The following is a 16,494-nucleotide window of genomic DNA, read 5'->3' on the forward strand; positions in this document are numbered from 1 at the left end:
GCGCTTGCCGATGCGGGTCAGGCATCCTAAGTGATTGCGGCAGCGGCGCTCCGCCGCACCAGGGTGAACCAAAGAGGACCACATGGGCGAGCTTGCCGTCAGCGAACAGGCCGTTTTGGCCGATATCCCGAGCAATCCTATGCCCGAAGGTGCCCGCGCCGCCTATTTCACCACCCCCGACAAGGTGCGCCTGCGCTATGCGGTGTGGCGGCGCTCCGAGGGGCCGCGGCGCGGCACGATCTGTCTCGTGCACGGGCGCTGCGAATTCATCGAGAAATATTACGAGACCATCGAGGATTTCCGCCGCCGCGGTTTCGCCGTCGCCACTTTCGACTGGCGCGGGCAGGGCGGGTCCGACCGCTTCTCGACGCGTTCGAAGGCCGGATATGTCAACCGGTTCGAGGACTACTGGACCGATCTCAAGGCCTTCCACACCGATATTCTTCTGCCCGATTGCCCGCCGCCCTATTTCCTTGTCGGGCATTCCATGGGCGGTCTCGCCAGCCTCTTGGCAGTGGCGCGCGACCGGCTGATGTTCGACCGGGTGTTCCTGTCCTCGCCGATGATCGCACTCGATTTTCCGATCGGGCTCGGGATTGCCGCCTCGATCCTCGAGATCGCCAAGATGGCAGGTCTCGGGCGCATCGAGATCGCCCGGCGGGCGGACAAGCCCCAGACCGAGGATACCTTTGCCGGCAATCCGTTGACCTCGGATTTCGATCGCTATATGCGCATGGTCAACACGCTCAAGGAACGGCCCGATCTTGAGGTGCGCGGGCCGACCATCGCCTGGACCGCCGCGGCGATGAGGGCGATGTCGCGGGCCAACGCTGAGGATTTTCCGAGCCGCATCAATACCCCCGTCCTGATGCTCGCCGCGGCTCGCGACCAGGTGGTCTCGACACCGGCGACCGAACAGCTCGGCTTGCGCCTGAGAACCGGGCGGCACGGGGTAATTGCCGGGGCGCGGCACGAATTGTTCATGGAGAACGATGCGATTCGCGGCCAGGTGCTGGCCGCGTTCGATGCCTTCATCACCGAGCAGAGCCCGGTCTGATCAGGCCGCCGCGTCGCCGAGGATATCGAGGGCTGCAGCATGCAGTTCGGCATTGGCCGCGGCCACGACCTGCCCGCCCTGTTCGGCACGGCCCGAGGACCAGCTGGTGATGATCCCGCCGGCATTCTCGATGATCGGGATGAGTGCGGCGATATCGACCGCCTTCAGCCCTTCTTCGACCACCAGGTCGATCTGGCCGGAAGCGAGCAGCGCATAAGCATAGCAATCGGTGCCATAGCGGGCGAGCCGGGCGGCGGCTTCAAGCCGCTGATAGCCGTGGCGCGAGGCTTCGGTCTCGAACAGGGCCGGGGAGGTGGTGGCCATCTTGGCGGTGGCGAGCTTGGCGCTCCTGTTCACCGCGATGGCGCGTGTCTCGCCATTGTGCTCGAGCCAGGCGCGGCCCGGCAGGCCGTAATAGGCTTCCCCGGTAAAGGGCTGGCTCATCATGCCGGCCACCGCTTCACCCTCGAACGTCAGGCCGATCAGCGTGCCCCAGAGCGGAATCCCGGAGATGAAGGCACGGGTGCCGTCGATCGGATCGATAATCCACTCATAAGGGCTGTCGGCATCTTTTCTGTCCCATTCCTCGCCGGAAATGGCATGACCGGGGAAATTGCGCGCCAGCACGTCGCGGATCGCCAGTTCGGCGCCCCGGTCGGCCTCCGTCACCGGGTCAAAGCCGCCCTCTTCCTTGTTGTCGACATTCAGTGCCGTGCGGAAATGGCGAAGCGTCTCCCGCGCGGCGGCGTCGGCAGCTTCGCGCAGCGTCGCCTCGATGGCCTCGGGCGTGATGTCGGGCAAACGGAAATCGGTCACGGGTCTCTCGGCCTGAAAAGCGTTGATCGGCGGGCGGGTGCGGGACAGGTCCGCGTTGCGGGCTATTCGGCAGCTTCAGCGGTGTCGGCCGCGACGGTGCCCGTCAGCAGCCGTAAATCGAATTGCGCGAAGCCGGTCAAGAGCCGTTCGATAATATCCATCAGGCTGGCAAAGCCGTCATTCGGGCTCAGCGTCCGCTCGTTCATGTAAAGATGCCGGCTGATCTCGATCTGCAGCGCATGCAGGCCGTGCCGCGGGCGGCCATAGGTGCGGGTGTTGTGACCGCCTGCATAGGGGCGATTGCGCGCGACCCGCAGGCCTGCACCTGAAAACACCGTCTCCGCCAGATCGACCAGTGCCGGGGCGCAGGCGCTGCCATAGCGGTCGCCCAGAACGATATCGGGGCTGGCGCGATTGCCGGTCCGCCCGAGCTGGGGCATGGAGTGGCAATCGATCAGCACCGCGACGCCGAATTCGGCCAGGGTTTCGCCCAGCAGCTTTTGCAGCGTCTGGTGATAGGGCTTGTAGATGCCTTCAATGCGCATCAGCGCGTCCGACAGATGCAGGCGCGAACCGTAGATCTGCCGGGTTTCCGAGACATTGCGCGCCAGGGTGCCCAACCCGGCGGCGACGCGCGGTGACTTTGTGTTGAACCGGCTCGGCAGCGGCTCGTGGAACATGGCCGGATCGAGCTCGTAGGGCTCGCGGTTCACATCCAGATATGCGCGCGGAAAATGGGCCCGCAACAGCGGCATGCCCTTGCGCGGCGCGCGGGAAAACAGATCATCGACAAAGGCGTCTTCGGACTGGCGGATCGCAGTGCGGTCGAGTTGCGAGATCTCGAGAAAGCGTGCCGGATAGTCGCGTCCCGAATGGGGTGAATTAAAGACAAAGGGAGCCAGCAGTCGCCGCGGCCGAACGGTTTCGAAGGCGGGGCGGTCGATATAATCCGAACGCATGGCAGTCAGCGGCAGGCCGAACACTTCTGTCATGATCACACTGTGCCCAAAGGGCGCGGATTCGTCCAGTGGGCAGCGCTGTGGCGGCGTTTAGGCTTTTTACAATCTCCACCTTGCAGCGGGCGGACAAGACGGGCAAATTGCGCGCAACTTTAAGAGACCCCCAGCCGAGCGATTCCGAACCCATGCAACGCATCCTTCTCGCCGAAGACAATGACGATATGCGCAAGTTCCTGACCCGGGCGCTGACCCAGGCCGGTTACGAAGTCATCGCCTTCGACAATGGCAAGTCCGCCTATGAGCGGCTGCGGGAAGAGCCGTTCTCGCTATTGCTCAGCGATATCGTGATGCCGGAAATGGACGGGATCGAACTGGCGCGCCGCGCCACCGAGCTCGATCCGGACCTCAAGGTGATGTTCATCACCGGGTTCGCCGCCGTGGCGCTCAACCCGGACAGCGAGGCGCCCAAGGATGCCTCGGTCCTGTCCAAACCCTTCCACCTCAAGGACCTCGTCAACGAGATCGAGCGCCTGCTCGCTGCCTGATCAGGCACGTTTGCTGCCTTCATCCTGTGATTGGGAATCGTGCCGCAAGGCGGATTTACTCCGCTGGATCAAATCAAGTGCACGAACACCCTGAGGGCTATGCTCGAAGGGTGGGGCGCCGAGTTTCAGCGATTAGAGCTTAGCTCTCATGGCCTTCTCACCTCAAATCAGTCCACCGGACTGATTTTGCCCTTCGGGCCGGATCGAAGTTATCCCCGCCCCAAAAACCTCCCTTATCCTGCCCGAACGGTCCCGCAAACAGGGCGCGGATGCATACGAGCTCCGGCGGGAGGTTGGCAGGAAAAGTGTGAAGCGGTTTTCCGTTTCGCCAACCGACCAACTTCATAGACCGGTCCGGGTTCCATGAGGGTCGCCTCAGGGAAGGCCAAAACTGCGCCGGAGCCGGCTGCCGTCAAGGCGGTGGCGTACTTCCGAAAGGAAGCGGGGATTGACCCCAGCCCGTTGACGCAGTCCAAGCCCAAAACCCCGGGTGAGAGAGGCGCTGGCCGTCTCATTGTTTTAGTTTTGCGACGAGACGCCCTGCGCCTCTCTCCCGCTCTGTTCTTTGAAACTCGGAGACATCCGTCTGCCGGGACTGTCGGGGTGGGCAGACGAAGCCAGGAGGCAGCGAATGGCGGAAAGCGATGCCCCACATATCTTCGTCATGCTCGGGCAGCCTGCCGGCGTGAGGCAGTCAAATTCGCGAGCATCCATGATGAGATGCCACGCGGGAGCCGCGTATGACTAGTCAGTACCGCCGAACCACATGCGATGCCTCATGGACCCTCGGGTCTTACCCGCCTCACGCCGGCGGGCTGCCCGAGGGTGACGAGGAGGGAAGTAGCGCCCAAATCTCCACCCTCACCCTGAGCCCTCATGGTGAGCTTGTCGAACCACGAAGGGCGAGGGTGTGAAGAGACAGGGTTCCGGCGCTGCAGCATTCCCGCCGTCATTCCCGCGGAGGCGGGAATCTATGTGAATCAGAGGGTTAGGGCTGGTGGTGATGGCGCCGGCGGCGCGCAATAAACATGACCACCAGTTCTCTGGTGCAAGTTCAGCTGGATTCCCGTTTTCACGGGAATGACGCCGGTGGTTGGGCAAACCTACTGCCAACGATGCGCGCCGTGAGAGTGAGGAGCGGTCTGGCAAAGCCCGAACAGAAGGTCCGTTGGACCTTCTGAAGCAACGAACACCCTTAGAGCTATGCTCGAAGGGTCTGCTACCCTCACCTCGAACCAGGCAGGGCGAGGGCGATCAATCGGGTTGAAGAGTTATTGAAAAGGGTCGGATCAGCCCGCGAAGTAGCGGCGGATCGCCTTGTGCACGGGCTCCATTTCGTAGGGGCTCGGCATATGGGCGCTGTCTTCGAGGGTGATTTCCTCGGCGATCGGCAGCACCCTTTGAGCAAGCGGATAGGTCTGCTTGTAAGGAAACATGATGTCGTGCCGCGAGAAGGTGATGAACACCGGCTCGAGGCTCGATTTGAAATCGGTATCGACAAAGGGACCGGCCGGGCGGTGGCGCCAGAACGCAGTCTGACGGATCACCACGTCGAGATAGTCGAGATTGTTCTGCGGCCAGACGCGGGCCAGTGGCCGGGCGAGGGAAGGCAGTATCTTCTTGGCGCCGGGGATCGGCAGATAGCGGTAGGCCATCCAGGTGAAGAACAGCGCGCCGAAGATGCGCGCCTTCGGGATATTGGGGGTGAGGCCTGCGGTCACAACCAGACCCAGCTTGCCGACGCGTTCGGGGGCGAATGTGGCGAGGTCGAGGGCGATCGAGCCGCCAAAGCTCGACCCCAGCATGTCGATGCGGCCGATGCCGAGTGCATCCATCACCTCGGCGAGCCAGCGTCCGTAATTGTGGTCATCGGGCGAAAACTTGCGGTCCTCGGACAGGCCGGGCTGGCCGATGAGGTCCGGGGCGATCATCAGGTGATCTTCGGCCATGTAGTCGAAGAACTCGAGCATGAGCGGGCTCGAGATCGACATGCCGGGCAAGACCAGAACCGGCTTGCCATCGGGTTTGCCGCCGAAATTGATATGGGTCTTGCCGAAACTGGTGCTCACCGACTTGGACGAGAGCGGCATGGCCAGCCGGGAGAGGACGCCATTGTAGAACTCGACATATTCCTGCCGGCCCGCCAGGGAGCGGAACACCGAGCCGGAAGGCAGACGATCCACCGCCTCGTCCGCGGTCGCGGCGGTCATCGGTGCGCTGTGGGCAGCGGTGTGAGATGCGGACTGGTTCATGCGGCGCTTCCGGGTTTTGCCGGCGGCTTGCTCAACAGCGGCTTGCCGATCGTGATGACCTCGACGCCCTCGGCGGCAAGCTGTTCGCGCGTGGCCTTGTACATCTTGGGATGGCTCAGGCAGGAGGCGCGGGGGAATTCATGGTGCAGGTAGTGGTGGTTATTCAGCCAGAAGAACGGGCAGATGATCCATTCCCAAAAGCCGTCGCCGACAATCATGCGGACCGTCTTTTTCCGGTCTTCTGTCACCTCGGGCATGTGCAGCATGCCGTGGGACAGCGAAATCATCGACGAGGCCAGCGCCGAGGGCAGAACCCAAAGGAAGAAGGTTTCCCATGGCGCGATGATCAGCAGGGCGATGATGAGCCCGGCCTGGAACACGATGCGCATGCCGGTGAAGAGCTGGTCACGCCGGGTAAGCAGGCCCTTGCGGGCGCATTCGATATAGAGCTTGAGATAATGCAGCGGCACGGCCAGCGACAGGATGACCACGAGCGGCATGGGATAGCGCTGCAGCCAGTAATCGGGGTCGGCCGTGGGGTCATTGGTGAACTGGTGGTGGCGCAGATGCAGATATTTGAAGGTCGGGAAATCGTAGGTCAGCATCAGGGCGTGAATGTAGCCGGCAATGGTGTCGATCCAGCCGAACCCTTTCTTGCCGCCCGACAGCGCCTTGTGGCTCGCCTCGTGAATGATGGTGAAGCTGGCATGGATGGCGATCAGTGCGCCGATGAAGCCGAGCCAGAGCGGGATCGCGCCGGTGAGCACGCCAATAACGGAGGCAATCTGCAGGATAATCAGAACTGCAGACGCAATGATGGTCGGCCAGACCAGCCGGCCGAGCCGCTCTTTCATGATCGCCATGGCGACGCCCGCATATTGTCGCTGCTGCATCATTTGCTCCAGTGATGCCGTCATCCGGGCCATGGACCCGGCATTGCGCCCTTCTAGAAGGGCCTTGCGGCCCAAGAAAGGCAATATGTCAAAATGGCTGCCCGCCTGTCCAGTTGTCGCGGCGCCGCACCGGTGTTCCGCCCTGTCTGCGGCCCGGCTGGCGCGTTTTCTCGCACGGCTTGGCAAAGGCCGCAATCGCCCTATTGACCTTCATGGGGCTTTTGTGGTCTATCGGCGCGCGCAACGGCGGCACCGCCCGTCGATGGCCGATGGAGTTGGGCGTGTAGCTCAGCGGGAGAGCACTACGTTGACATCGTAGGGGTCACTGGTTCAATCCCAGTCACGCCCACCATCTCCATCCGGTTTGCGTGCCTCACCGCCCCGAAATTCGGCGGCTAGCGGGTGTGTAGCTCAGCGGGAGAGCACTGCCTTCACACGGCAGGGGTCACAGGTTCAATCCCTGTCACACCCACCATTCTTTTCAATGACTTAGCTCGATATGGCGTCCGCGTACCCTCGGAGAGTCACCATATGGTCACCAAATTTTCGGCAGGGTTCAGTGCCTCGAAATGTGCAACGTGTTGCACAAACCCGAGCCAGAATGTGAACCATGGTACACAAATCGATTTGTGCAGCGTGCTGCACATTCATCGACTTTCGCCGGTCGAATTTCCGACCCATAAGAAACAACGACTTAACCTGAGGCTCACTCAGGTTTTAATCAGGATGGCAGTCCGCACGCGAGAAAATGTGCCACATGTGGCACAAATCTAGGCCGCCTGTGAGAACATGTAGTCGAATGCCCAGGGGTTCAGTTGGGCATTGCCCTTTCGCAGTCTTTGCACCAGATTGCTTACCCTTCGAGCGCAGCTCCTGCTGCAATAGCGCCGCGATGCAGACGATGGTTTGAAGGATGTGTTGCACACAGCGCATGCGCGTTCGCTCGCTGCTTCCCGTGCTTGCTTGTGCATGTAGCTGGACGAACACGACAACGAGCAACACTGTTGCGTCTCCCTTCGCGGCTGAAAGTCATGACCGCAGTTCGGACACTGCTTGCGTTGCAACTGCTTCGCTTCACGATTCCGGTTTGCGCAGACGATGGAGCAATGTCGAACGTGAGGCTCGTCGCTTCTGAAGTCCTTGCCGCAATGTGCGCACGGTCGAGGCGTGGCGTTCGATTTGGAGACGAGCCGATAGGCTGAGCGTCGAACGATGTTGTATCCGACCTGCGCTCCTGCAAATCGACGCTCCAAAGCCGAGCGCGCGCACTCCGGGCTGCAATATCGTTGGCCCGGGGTTGCATCGTCCATATCCATAGGGCCGCCGCAGTACGCACATCGATCACGCGAGTAGGTGAATTCCGGCTGCCCTTCCATCCAGTCTGGCCTTTGGGCGCCGTTCTTGTCCAGCGCCTGAAGGACAAGCATCTCCGCTTCCTGATCGGATCGATGCCAGTCATGCCCACGCCGGCAGAACGCAATCCGGAGCCCATAGCGACACTGCGCTTCATGTTCGAAGGGAGAAGACTTCCAGTCGTCGAGAAGGATGGCGATTCGCCGAACCAACTCGTCGCGCTTTTTCTGAGGCGAAACGATGCGCCGACCCTTGCGCTTTCGAGGATCGTAGACCCTGGAATTTCGATCGCCGTACCGGTATTCGGTATATCCGGAAAACAGCCCATTCCGATAAAGGGGATTGTTTACTTTGCCTCGCAAACTCATGAGAACACCGCGTCGAAAATTGCAGGGGTCATGGCATGAAGTCCGATGTTCGGCTTTTGCTGCCTCGACGCGAAGTGTTCCCTGAAGGCTCGGTCCATCACGAAAATCACCTCGATGTGCGCCGGACCAAGCGGCAGGCGATGAAGGCTCAAATACGAATGAACGTCGCTATATGATATCGGCCGCGGGCCGGACTGATCAAAAACACGGACAAGGTTCAGGCCGGCAAACACTTCCCAATAGAGTGCAGATCCGGGCATCATATGCGGTGCTTGCGATGTTCTAAGGCAGCGCTCTACTTCCCCTGCCATCGATTTCAGAAACGTGTCCCGGTTCATCATTTCCTCGTTGTTGGTCTGTCCGGTGCTATCGGACCTCGCGATTGCGCTGCGCGGCCAGCACGGCGGGGCCGGAGCCCCTTCGGATCATGGCCGGGACCTGCTGCTTGATCTGTTTGCCGGCGACTTCGCCAGAGACCTTGGCAATGGTCGGCACGAGGTTGCCGTTCCGTACCTCAGTCGACACCGAAACGGTGATCTGACCGCCGGTGTTGGAGCTGGCCGCAAGGGACTGATTGGGAACGATGGCACCCGACTGGCGCGGCATGAACAGTTCCGGCCCCCTCTCGCCAACGAGATAGGCTCGACCCGATGAGACGGGTCCGCCTTCCGCCCGGGCGCCGCCGAACGTGAATCCGGATTGGCCAGCCCCAGGGAGTCCAAAGCTGTCAAACATTGAGCTGATGAGTTGATTGGTGGCCATTTTCAGGAGTTGGCTGGCTAGGTTGCGAAAGGCATTGCTCAGCGCTTCGGTGGCTGTTGCGCCTGATAGCAGGTCATCGACAAGTGATGACGCGAAGCTCTGGGCCATCCCCTCAGCCTCCTGCATTAGATCCTTCATCCGCTCGATTTCGGTATTCTCGAGCTTGATGGCCTGAACCAGTTCAACAATCTGCTCGCGCTCTTTGTCGGTCGCCGCCGCGCCAGCGGCGCGCAGTTCGTTCATCACCCGCTTTTCGGTGTCGGTTCTTCCAATCAAGGAAAGCTCGAATTCCAGACCATCGATCAGTTGCTGGACTGCTTCGGCTTCCTTGATCGCCTTGGCGGCGGCATCGTTGCGGCTGCCTGACGATCCGCCTCCACTGCCACCGCTCGAACCGCCCCGATCGACCAGGATGTTGCCGTCGGGTCCAAAGTTGAAGCCCTCATAGAAATCGGTGCGGGGCACGTCATAAAACGCACCTTGAATGTCAGACCTCAACTGGTTCCATGCCTTCGGATCGGTGGCGCGAAGGTGCTCATATAGCGACTGGTTGCCACCCCGACCGGCGCCGGGACCCTCCAGGCTTTGCATGGCATCGGAGATATCCCGAATGGCCCGAGCCAGATTTCCAGCCCATTTCGCCGACTCGATCAGGATGGGCGCCAGATCGATAAGGGTCTGTTTGAATTGGATGTCCATCACCTTGGTTGCGGTGGTGAACTCGTCGTTCAGATCCTCAGCCCTCGCGATCAGTTCGTTGTCGACCACGATGCCTAGTTCGCGTGCCTTTTGGGCGGTTCTGGCAAGCTCATCGGCCCCGCCTTTCAATACTTCCACCATCTTCACGCCGGCACGTCCAAATGCGGCCGCCGCGATCGCTGCCCTGCGGCTCGCGTCCGATTCTTCTCTCAAAGCGTCCGCGACGAGCTTGATCCGCTCCTCCTGGCTGCGCGCCGCTTGAATGTTTTTCAGAAGCTCCGGATGCAGGACTTTGAGGTTCTCGACGAGTTCGCCCTTGTTCGCCGCGGCCCGGCCGGCGTTTCTGTTGAACGCCTCGAGCGCGGAGCTGAGCTGTTCGAAGCTGACGCCCCCCAGCTCTGCCGAGTAGGCCAGTTCCTGGAAGAACTCCGCATTGAGGCCGGCCGCTTTCGCGGTCTTGCCGATCCGATCGAACTCGACCATCGCTGATTTGGCGCCATTTATCGCGCTTGCCACAGCGATAAACGGACTGGCCACCGCTGCCACGGGCAACACACTCTTGGCGAACATGCCGATCTTGCTCGACGTGCTGGCCAGTGCCCGATTGATCCGGCCGGTCGATCGGATCATGTCGGTTTCCATACGCCGAGTGGTGGAGCGCGAGCGGCGCTCTATCTGGCCGTATTGCCTTGTGGCGGTCCCGCTGGCCTTGGCCATGTTCCGCTCGAAATCCCTGATCCTGGCTTCGAGCTGGACAACCAGTCTTTCTGCATCACCTTGCGGCATGAGGTTCTCCTATGCGAGCGCGAGTTGCTCGATGTCTCCGTTGAACGTGTCATACGAGCTGAGACCGGTCTGGCCCTCGCTGCACCGCGCCACAGCCATTGCGGTGGCAACGGCGCCGTCGATCCGATCGGTGGACTTGCCTTTGTGAAAGCTCATGTTGTCGGCTTTGTCCCGCTCGACTGCGATGTTCTCAAAATGCCATCGCAGGATGGGATGCCCGCCGTGCTTGATGCGCCGGGCCACTATGGCCCGCTCCAGTTCTTTCACGGCTGGTGCCATGGTTATCCAGCCCTGACGCATCTCCACCACGGGAAAGCCGTCTTCGGTCAGATTATTGATCGTGTTGCGGGCCATGTGCGGATCGAATGCGATCTCCATCACGCGGTACGTGGCGCACAGTTCTCGGACCTTGTCCTCAACGGCCTGAAAATCGACCACGTTGCCGGGGGTGGGGATGATGAGCCCTTGCTCTGCCCATAGGGGATAGGTTGCCTTTTCCCGGTCAGATCGGTGGACGATGTTGTCCTCGGGACAGAAGAACCACGGGTGGACCTCATAGCCCCCCTCTCGGTCTCCCCAGCACGCTACGATGGCTGTCAGGTCTCGATTGGAAGACAGATCAACTGCAAGCCAACACGGCTCCTGGGTGATGTCCTTTTCCTCAAGGTCTACCGGGTGGGCGCCCTCGTCGTAGATCGGCATCTCCACAAAGGGCGAGGCGCTGTAATCGAGCCATGTGTTGAGGTGATACTGCCGGAAGTCATCCCGATCGGCAGGGCGTTCTTTCGATTCCCGGGCCATCTGGCGCAGGCCCTCAATGTCGGGATACCCATCGGCAAGGCCAGGATTGACGTAGTGCCACAACGCCTCATCCTCCCAATCGGCATCATGCTCGGTTTCGAACAGCACGGGTAGAAACCCGGGATCTTCGATCTCACCGGCCTGGACCTTGCGGGCGTACTTGAGCAGATCGAACGCCAGGTTCTCTTGGCCCCTGCCGGCCTGGGTGATGACGACGAGAAGTGAACCGGGTGCCTTGTTGAGGCCAGTGCGGAGCGCCGACCAGGTCTTGCGGCTCTTTTCGCCTTCCCATGCGATCACCTCGTCGGCCAGGACGAATTGCGGGGTCTTGCCCAGCTTGCCCTTGCCACCCGATGCCAGGGCTCGAAACTTCGCGCCGGAGAGTGAGTGCTCGAGAATGAATGTGCTCTCGTTGAGCTTCATCTTGCCGTCGAGCCATTCGGTGGCGCCGATGATACCCACCGCCTCCTCATAGGCGATCACCGCATCCTCCTCAGCGGATGCTGCCACCATTGCCTGACCGCGCGGGACGCGCTGGTAACCCACGGTGTGGAGAAGAGCCAGACCGGCGCCAACGGTGGTCTTGCGGGCGCCGCGTGGCAGTAGGATGAACACGGTGCGGACCTGCCGCCGCCCATCGGGGAAGCATGGCCCATAGATGCGGCGCACAATTCGCTCCCAGAACCGCGGGAGTTCAAAATCGCCGCTGTCGCTCTTGGGGTGCTTGAGGCAGCGAAGGAACTCCACCGCCCTTTCACCATGGCCAAACGGATCGTCGATCTCGCTATCGTCGAAAACCCACTCGGGTCGGGTCGCCTTAAATCTGGAGGTCTGCTGGCGCGCCATTGCTTGCCTTGCCTCCCTTCGGCTGGAAACCTTGCTTCGACCGTGCTGCCGGGGTGAGCCCGAGCTCAGCACCGAGGCGGGCAACGGCCTCGGTGGATTTGTTGAGGATGGCTGCAGCCGGGTTCGGCTTGAGCATTCCGTGCGCGGTCTTGGTCAGTGGCCCGTGTTCAGCCAGCGCCTTCTGGCACTCTCGCACCGTCCAGCGGGCGAGAATGTATGTTTCGACAATGCCGAGCCCAGTGGTGGTGAGGATCTTGCGTTCGACCATCTCGGAGGTTACGGCCTGCCACTCGTCGACCATATCGTCGGGAATGGTGTCGGGCACTTTCGGAACGCCCTTGAGCCCGCCATCTATGGCCTTCAGGTGAGCCTTTGCGCCCTTCATGATCGCACTTCCTCACACCGCAGCTCATAGCCCTTGTGGCGGCCAAGTTCTTTGATGTCGCGGATGTTGAAGGACTTGCCGTCGTAGAGCACGCGCTGATCCACGCTGATGTCGTCGATGTGGCGGATGCGGAAGATCACAGCCGTATTGCTGCCTTCGCCGTAGGCTCGCTGATATTCCTCAACCGTGCTCTCGACCATCTGAGCGCGAACGGTAGCGATATCGGACCATGACGCGCTTGGGACGCCATATCCATCGACGGCGGTGGCGCTTTCCTGAATGGTGATGGACCGATCGAGTTTGCCCGCTCTCATCACAACGCCTCCGAAACCATGGACTCGATCGTCACCACGCCATGCGCGGTTTCGCCATCAGGGTCGCGCAAATACCGCGTGCCAGAGACGTAGCAGTCACCGAGTTGGAAACCTGTCCCCGGGTCAGGTCTGGAACTATGGACCGCCGCTCGGATGGCGGCGGCGATGGCCTTCACGCCAGTGAGCCCGGTTTCCTTTTTCCAGATGTGGATGGTGGAATAGACCCGCACCACATTGCGCGCGAGGCGCTGCTCGTCGACCTCCTGATCCTCGCCAATGATGATCGATGGATCGGGATTTGGACGTGAATTGCGATCAAGGATCGAGGTGGCCGGAACCAGATCGGTCACCGTGACGGTGGCGACGAAGCGATCGCGAAGAGCTTTTTGCATGGCCAGGGATGCGCTCACGAACTCCCCCAGTTGTCTCGAACCGCCTTGCCTACGGCGCGTTTCATGCGGTTGGTGACCCGCTTGCGCAGAAGGCGGACTGTCGGCCAGAAGAACGGTTGCGCTGGCGCCTTGGTGGTGCCGTACTCGACCAGGTGAGGATACCGGACATCGGCGTTGCCAACCGTCACCGCAACGCCAAACTCAGGAACGGTCAGCGATCCGCCGGGCTGCGAATAAGCCGGGGTTTGCTCGCCGGGCCCCGTGACCTCTATCGATGATTTCAGATCGGGCGCATCGGTGGCGGGATCGTCAGGCGCAATCTGACGCATGGTGTCTGCCATCTCATTGCCCGACTTGAGCAGCGCCGGACGCACGCCCTCACGCACGGCCCGGGGCAGCGCGGCAAAGCGCTTCTGCAGCCGGCTGATGCCGCCATCCTTAGCCATAGGTGTATTCCCGATATTCGCCGAGGATCTGACTTGCCCCGAATGGGATCTCCTGTCCGCTCACACCTACCAAGACTGTCTCCCGCTCCTCGTACCAATGGGCGGCGATCATCAGGATTGCGTGCTCAAGGTCACCGGGTGCCCCATCCGGCAGCTTGTCGGTGTCGTCGAGGGTGTACCCGATGACCTTCTCGACGTGCTTGGTTGCGGCTTCCAGGACTTTGGGCAACACGGCAGTGTCGATGGCGTCACCGCCGCCGGCGCCCATGTTGATCTGGTTCTTGAGATCGTCAGTGGTCAGTGCCATCGAGCAATTTCCTGCTGCTGTTCAAAACTTGACCATTTCCGATTTTTTTCGCGTTTGGGTCCCCGCGCCGGTCCCCAAATCGCCCGGAAAGTTCAGGACCAGCCCCCGGTGTTAGGCGCCAGCAGCGGCGACCCGCACTATGTTGCTGTCGATCTCGAGGGTGGCACTGAGTTGCGTTGCGTTGTTGGCTTCGCCCATCTCATCGACCGCGCTCATCACATACGCAACGAACAGGCGTTCGGAAGGCGTGCCGCCTGACGGGGCGTCGTTGAACTCGATCTTGAAGGCATAGGAGTCGCGCGCCTTCTCTGCCGCGATCAGTGCGAGCTGGCCGGCGTCGGCATAGTCCAGATCTGCCATGATCTGCATGCTGCCGGCGTTGCGCGTGCCTTTGATCTTCCGCACCCGGTTCGATCCGATATGGGCGCTTGTGATCAGTTCGGCATTGTCGCCTGCACTTCCCAGGTTTGTGACCCCTTTGATCTGGGTCCAGCTCTCACCAGAGAAATCAGATGAGCTGAGGTCGGTGCCTGAGTAGGCCAAGGCGCCACCGATGTAGAGTTTCGACCCTCCGGTCGCGAACAGGTTGGACATGATCAGTTCCTCGGTTGGCGCCGTTCCTCGGATTGCTTGGCGCTGGAATGACAGTGGACACAAAGGGACTGCCAGTTGCTGCGGTTCCAGAACAGCGCCTGGTTGCCTTTGTGGGGTTTGATGTGGTCGACGACTGATGCGGGCGATCCGCACCGCCGGCAGGTGGGATAGACCGTGAGGAATTCTCCCCGGGCCTTATCCCACTCTGCGTTGTAGCCGCGTTGCCGCGCCCCCGGTCGCCTGGCATCGAAGCGGGCCTTTCGGGCCCTATCGAGTGCCTGAGCCGTTGGGCACTTCTGCCGCGACGTGTGGACCTGGTTGCAGTGCCCACAGACCTGGGGAGCGCGGACCGGCATTTAGCTCACCGGCGCATCGTGAGGATGGCCCTTGACGATCACGGCGCCGGCGGCGATCGAGGTGCCGCTGTTCTTCGTGATCACCGTCCGGAGATACCGTTTCGTGCCGATATACCCCTGCTTGTAGACCGTGCTGGCAGCCAAAGCTGTCGGCAGCGTGCCGATCAGGTCAGCGGCGGCAACATCGTCGAATTCGTCGGTTTCGCCGGTGTCGGATTCCTGCAGCTTGGCGGTAAAGTTGCCGCTTCCTGCAATGGCGCCGGTGTTGATCACCAATGCCGCGGACTCGAAGCCCAACAGGTCGATTGCTGCAGAAGTGTCGGTTGCGCTGAGCACCTGGGGGACGACGGCCGCCACGGCTCCAATATTGTGTGCCAGATCTCGCATGGCTTAATCCTCCATTCGAAACTTGCGGATTGCGGAAGGCTGGATCACCCGGCCGCCTACGCGGCGGGTGGCATGGATGCGGGTCAGCCCTTTGGTCGCCAGCAGGTAGGGATTGACCAAAACGCTCATGGCGAGGCGATCAATGATGCGGTACGCCCGCCCGAAGTCACCGAACATGATCGGGTACGCGTCATCCTCGATGTCGGGCATATCGACCGCTTCGACCACCGGGCGCCCGAGAATGGTTTCGGGCTGGCCGACCGCGATTGACGGCTGCCAGATGTATTCGCCCGTGGTGGTGTTTTTCAGCTTGCGGATTGCCGCCAGCGTGGTGCCGTTCATCAGCCAGGTGCCGGCATTCCGGTAGGCTGACGGCAGCGCATACATGCAGTCGATCAGCTTGTCGGTGTCGAGGTTGGTGGCGTGCCCATTGGCAGTGTATTCGACATCGGGATTGGTCAGAAGGCCTTCGGGCTCTTTGACGCCATCGCCGCTCACGAACGCTGTTGCTTCCTTCTGGCCATAGTCTTCGGCCAGGGCCAGATTGACCTCGGCCTGCGCGGTGCCGCCGCTGTCGGTCAGAAGTTCGTTGCTGATGTCGACATAGGTCATCAGCTTGCGGGCCGTGACCTCGGTCTGACCAAGCGTCACGGTGGATTCTTCGCTGTCTTCGCCTTCGCCTTCCCACTGCGCATTCGTGATGCCGGTGCGCTTCGGATACTTGACCGAGGGGCCGCTGATGCTGCGCACGCTGGCCAGAGACCGGATCGGCGAGAATTCGACCAATTCGCGAATGAACTCGGTCGACATTTCTGCCGGTGCCAGATAGCCGCCCTGGGTGTCATCAGACACCGTGAGCGCTTTCAGTTCTTCGAGCGGGGTGCGATCCCCGAGCCGGAGATACAGGCCGAATGACTTCTTTTCGGTCTCCGCTGCCTCGTCGACATCCTCATCGGACTTCGATGGTGCCGGTCGGTTGGCCTTCTTCTCGAGCGCGTCCAGGCGCTCGGTGAGCTTCGAAGTGTCGGCCTTCTCCTCGATCGCCTTGATCCGTTCGTCGACCGTGGAAGTCAGATCCTCGAGGCTCTTGGTGACGGTTTCGATCGGATCATCACCATCACCTTCCTTGAGTTCGATGGCGCTCGCAAAAGCGCCCTGAGAGACGTGTGTCACTGT

At 61.2% G+C, this 16,494-nt stretch carries 18 protein-coding genes and 2 tRNA genes; 4 read left to right on the forward strand and 16 right to left on the reverse strand.

Annotated features, from left to right (window positions below; genetic code table 11):
- Positions 1-82: 82 nt before the first annotated feature.
- Positions 83-1,057, forward strand: a complete 975-nt coding sequence (locus G489_RS0117210) for an alpha/beta hydrolase (RefSeq protein ID WP_051332778.1) — start codon at positions 83-85, stop codon at positions 1,055-1,057.
- Here G489_RS0117210 and hisN read toward each other — a convergent pair whose 3' ends face one another.
- Together hisN and G489_RS0117220 are read right to left on the reverse strand one after the other, a co-directional pair.
- On the reverse strand, positions 1,058-1,873 hold the full coding sequence (gene hisN, locus G489_RS0117215; protein WP_245578957.1) for a histidinol-phosphatase: 816 nt from the start codon (positions 1,871-1,873) through the stop codon (positions 1,058-1,060).
- Positions 1,874-1,935: 62 nt separating this feature from the next.
- Positions 1,936-2,865, reverse strand: a complete 930-nt coding sequence (locus G489_RS0117220; protein WP_245578958.1) for an N-formylglutamate amidohydrolase — start codon at positions 2,863-2,865, stop codon at positions 1,936-1,938.
- A 152-nt stretch (positions 2,866-3,017) separates the two neighbouring features.
- Here G489_RS0117220 and cpdR point away from each other — a divergent pair, with 152 nt between their 5' ends.
- Positions 3,018-3,377 carry a cell cycle two-component system response regulator CpdR gene (gene cpdR / locus G489_RS0117225; RefSeq protein ID WP_029042560.1) on the forward strand — a complete coding sequence of 120 codons (360 nt, stop codon included), beginning with the start codon at positions 3,018-3,020 and terminating at the stop codon, positions 3,375-3,377.
- A 1,289-nt stretch (positions 3,378-4,666) separates the two neighbouring features.
- On the opposite strand, the gene G489_RS22090 is transcribed toward cpdR, so the two are convergent.
- Together G489_RS22090 and G489_RS0117235 are read right to left on the reverse strand one after the other, a co-directional pair.
- Positions 4,667-5,629, reverse strand: coding sequence for an alpha/beta fold hydrolase (locus tag G489_RS22090; RefSeq protein ID WP_051332779.1), 963 nt, complete (start codon positions 5,627-5,629; stop codon positions 4,667-4,669).
- Positions 5,626-6,522 (reverse strand): fatty acid desaturase family protein, encoded by an 897-nt coding sequence (locus G489_RS0117235; protein WP_029042561.1) that lies wholly within the window; start codon positions 6,520-6,522, stop codon positions 5,626-5,628. The genes G489_RS22090 and G489_RS0117235 overlap by 4 nt, the downstream gene beginning before the upstream one ends.
- 277 nt (positions 6,523-6,799) lie before the next feature.
- Here G489_RS0117235 and G489_RS0117240 point away from each other — a divergent pair.
- Together G489_RS0117240 and G489_RS0117245 are read left to right on the forward strand one after the other, a co-directional pair.
- A tRNA-Val gene (locus tag G489_RS0117240) sits at positions 6,800-6,874 on the forward strand.
- A gap of 48 nt (positions 6,875-6,922) precedes the next feature.
- Positions 6,923-6,997, forward strand: a tRNA-Val gene (locus tag G489_RS0117245).
- A gap of 1,242 nt (positions 6,998-8,239) precedes the next feature.
- Here the strand turns inward: G489_RS0117245 and G489_RS22640 are convergent.
- The 12 genes from G489_RS22640 to G489_RS0117305 all read right to left on the reverse strand — a co-directional run bounded on the left by G489_RS22640 (position 8,240) and on the right by G489_RS0117305 (position 16,491).
- On the reverse strand, positions 8,240-8,581 hold the full coding sequence (locus G489_RS22640; RefSeq protein ID WP_162142451.1) for a phage tail assembly chaperone: 342 nt from the start codon (positions 8,579-8,581) through the stop codon (positions 8,240-8,242).
- A 28-nt stretch (positions 8,582-8,609) separates the two neighbouring features.
- A complete protein-coding gene (locus tag G489_RS0117255; protein ID WP_029042563.1) occupies positions 8,610-10,490 on the reverse strand; it encodes a phage tail tape measure protein in 1,881 nt (626 codons plus the stop codon).
- Positions 10,491-10,499: 9 nt separating this feature from the next.
- Positions 10,500-12,137 (reverse strand): terminase large subunit, encoded by a 1,638-nt coding sequence (locus G489_RS0117260; protein ID WP_029042564.1) that lies wholly within the window; start codon positions 12,135-12,137, stop codon positions 10,500-10,502.
- Entirely contained in the window at positions 12,109-12,522 is a 414-nt protein-coding gene (locus G489_RS21290; RefSeq protein WP_051332780.1) for a phage terminase small subunit P27 family, read from the reverse strand. Before G489_RS21290 ends, G489_RS0117260 begins: the two co-directional genes overlap by 29 nt.
- Positions 12,519-12,836 carry a phage head closure protein gene (locus G489_RS0117270; protein ID WP_029042565.1) on the reverse strand — a complete coding sequence of 106 codons (318 nt, stop codon included), beginning with the start codon at positions 12,834-12,836 and terminating at the stop codon, positions 12,519-12,521. Before G489_RS0117270 ends, G489_RS21290 begins: the two co-directional genes overlap by 4 nt.
- Positions 12,836-13,246: a DUF3168 domain-containing protein gene (locus G489_RS0117275; protein ID WP_029042566.1), complete on the reverse strand. Its 411-nt coding sequence runs from the start codon at positions 13,244-13,246 to the stop codon at positions 12,836-12,838. The genes G489_RS0117270 and G489_RS0117275 overlap by 1 nt, the downstream gene beginning before the upstream one ends.
- Positions 13,243-13,674: an HK97-gp10 family putative phage morphogenesis protein gene (locus G489_RS0117280; protein WP_029042567.1), complete on the reverse strand. Its 432-nt coding sequence runs from the start codon at positions 13,672-13,674 to the stop codon at positions 13,243-13,245. The genes G489_RS0117275 and G489_RS0117280 overlap by 4 nt, the downstream gene beginning before the upstream one ends.
- Entirely contained in the window at positions 13,667-13,981 is a 315-nt protein-coding gene (locus tag G489_RS0117285) for a head-tail connector protein (protein WP_029042568.1), read from the reverse strand. The genes G489_RS0117280 and G489_RS0117285 overlap by 8 nt, the downstream gene beginning before the upstream one ends.
- Before the next feature lie 111 nt (positions 13,982-14,092).
- Positions 14,093-14,575 (reverse strand): phage tail tube protein, encoded by a 483-nt coding sequence (locus G489_RS0117290; RefSeq protein WP_029042569.1) that lies wholly within the window; start codon positions 14,573-14,575, stop codon positions 14,093-14,095.
- A gap of 2 nt (positions 14,576-14,577) precedes the next feature.
- Entirely contained in the window at positions 14,578-14,931 is a 354-nt protein-coding gene (locus G489_RS22345) for an HNH endonuclease signature motif containing protein (protein WP_029042570.1), read from the reverse strand.
- Positions 14,932-15,318: a hypothetical protein gene (locus tag G489_RS0117300; protein WP_029042571.1), complete on the reverse strand. Its 387-nt coding sequence runs from the start codon at positions 15,316-15,318 to the stop codon at positions 14,932-14,934.
- 3 nt (positions 15,319-15,321) lie between these two features.
- The gene (locus G489_RS0117305; protein WP_029042572.1) at positions 15,322-16,491 is read right to left on the reverse strand and encodes a phage major capsid protein; all 1,170 of its coding nucleotides are present in this window, start codon (positions 16,489-16,491) and stop codon (positions 15,322-15,324) included.
- Positions 16,492-16,494 lie beyond the last annotated feature (3 nt).

Origin of the sequence: Cucumibacter marinus DSM 18995 (assembly GCF_000429865.1) — a bacterium.
Taxonomy (GTDB): domain Bacteria; phylum Pseudomonadota; class Alphaproteobacteria; order Rhizobiales; family Devosiaceae; genus Cucumibacter; species Cucumibacter marinus.

Bases quoted from the DNA above. Each gene is read 5' to 3' on its own strand.
- G489_RS22640 (WP_162142451.1), bottom strand. From the start codon at position 8,581: ATGAACCGGGACACGTTTCTGAAATCGATGGCAGGGGAAGTAGAGCGC.
- G489_RS0117235 (WP_029042561.1), bottom strand. From the start codon at position 6,522: ATGCAGCAGCGACAATATGCGGGCGTCGCCATGGCGATCATGAAAGAG.
- G489_RS0117280 (WP_029042567.1), bottom strand. From the start codon at position 13,674: ATGGCTAAGGATGGCGGCATCAGCCGGCTGCAGAAGCGCTTTGCCGCG.
- G489_RS22090 (WP_051332779.1), bottom strand. From the start codon at position 5,629: ATGAACCAGTCCGCATCTCACACCGCTGCCCACAGCGCACCGATGACC.
- G489_RS0117300 (WP_029042571.1), bottom strand. From the start codon at position 15,318: ATGCGAGATCTGGCACACAATATTGGAGCCGTGGCGGCCGTCGTCCCC.
- G489_RS0117270 (WP_029042565.1), bottom strand. From the start codon at position 12,836: ATGAGAGCGGGCAAACTCGATCGGTCCATCACCATTCAGGAAAGCGCC.
- G489_RS0117290 (WP_029042569.1), bottom strand. From the start codon at position 14,575: ATGTCCAACCTGTTCGCGACCGGAGGGTCGAAACTCTACATCGGTGGC.
- G489_RS22345 (WP_029042570.1), bottom strand. From the start codon at position 14,931: ATGCCGGTCCGCGCTCCCCAGGTCTGTGGGCACTGCAACCAGGTCCAC.
- G489_RS0117260 (WP_029042564.1), bottom strand. From the start codon at position 12,137: ATGGCGCGCCAGCAGACCTCCAGATTTAAGGCGACCCGACCCGAGTGG.
- G489_RS21290 (WP_051332780.1), bottom strand. From the start codon at position 12,522: ATGAAGGGCGCAAAGGCTCACCTGAAGGCCATAGATGGCGGGCTCAAG.
- G489_RS0117255 (WP_029042563.1), bottom strand. From the start codon at position 10,490: ATGCCGCAAGGTGATGCAGAAAGACTGGTTGTCCAGCTCGAAGCCAGG.
- G489_RS0117220 (WP_245578958.1), bottom strand. From the start codon at position 2,865: ATGACAGAAGTGTTCGGCCTGCCGCTGACTGCCATGCGTTCGGATTAT.
- G489_RS0117285 (WP_029042568.1), bottom strand. From the start codon at position 13,981: ATGGCACTGACCACTGACGATCTCAAGAACCAGATCAACATGGGCGCC.
- cpdR (WP_029042560.1), top strand. From the start codon at position 3,018: ATGCAACGCATCCTTCTCGCCGAAGACAATGACGATATGCGCAAGTTC.
- G489_RS0117210 (WP_051332778.1), top strand. From the start codon at position 83: ATGGGCGAGCTTGCCGTCAGCGAACAGGCCGTTTTGGCCGATATCCCG.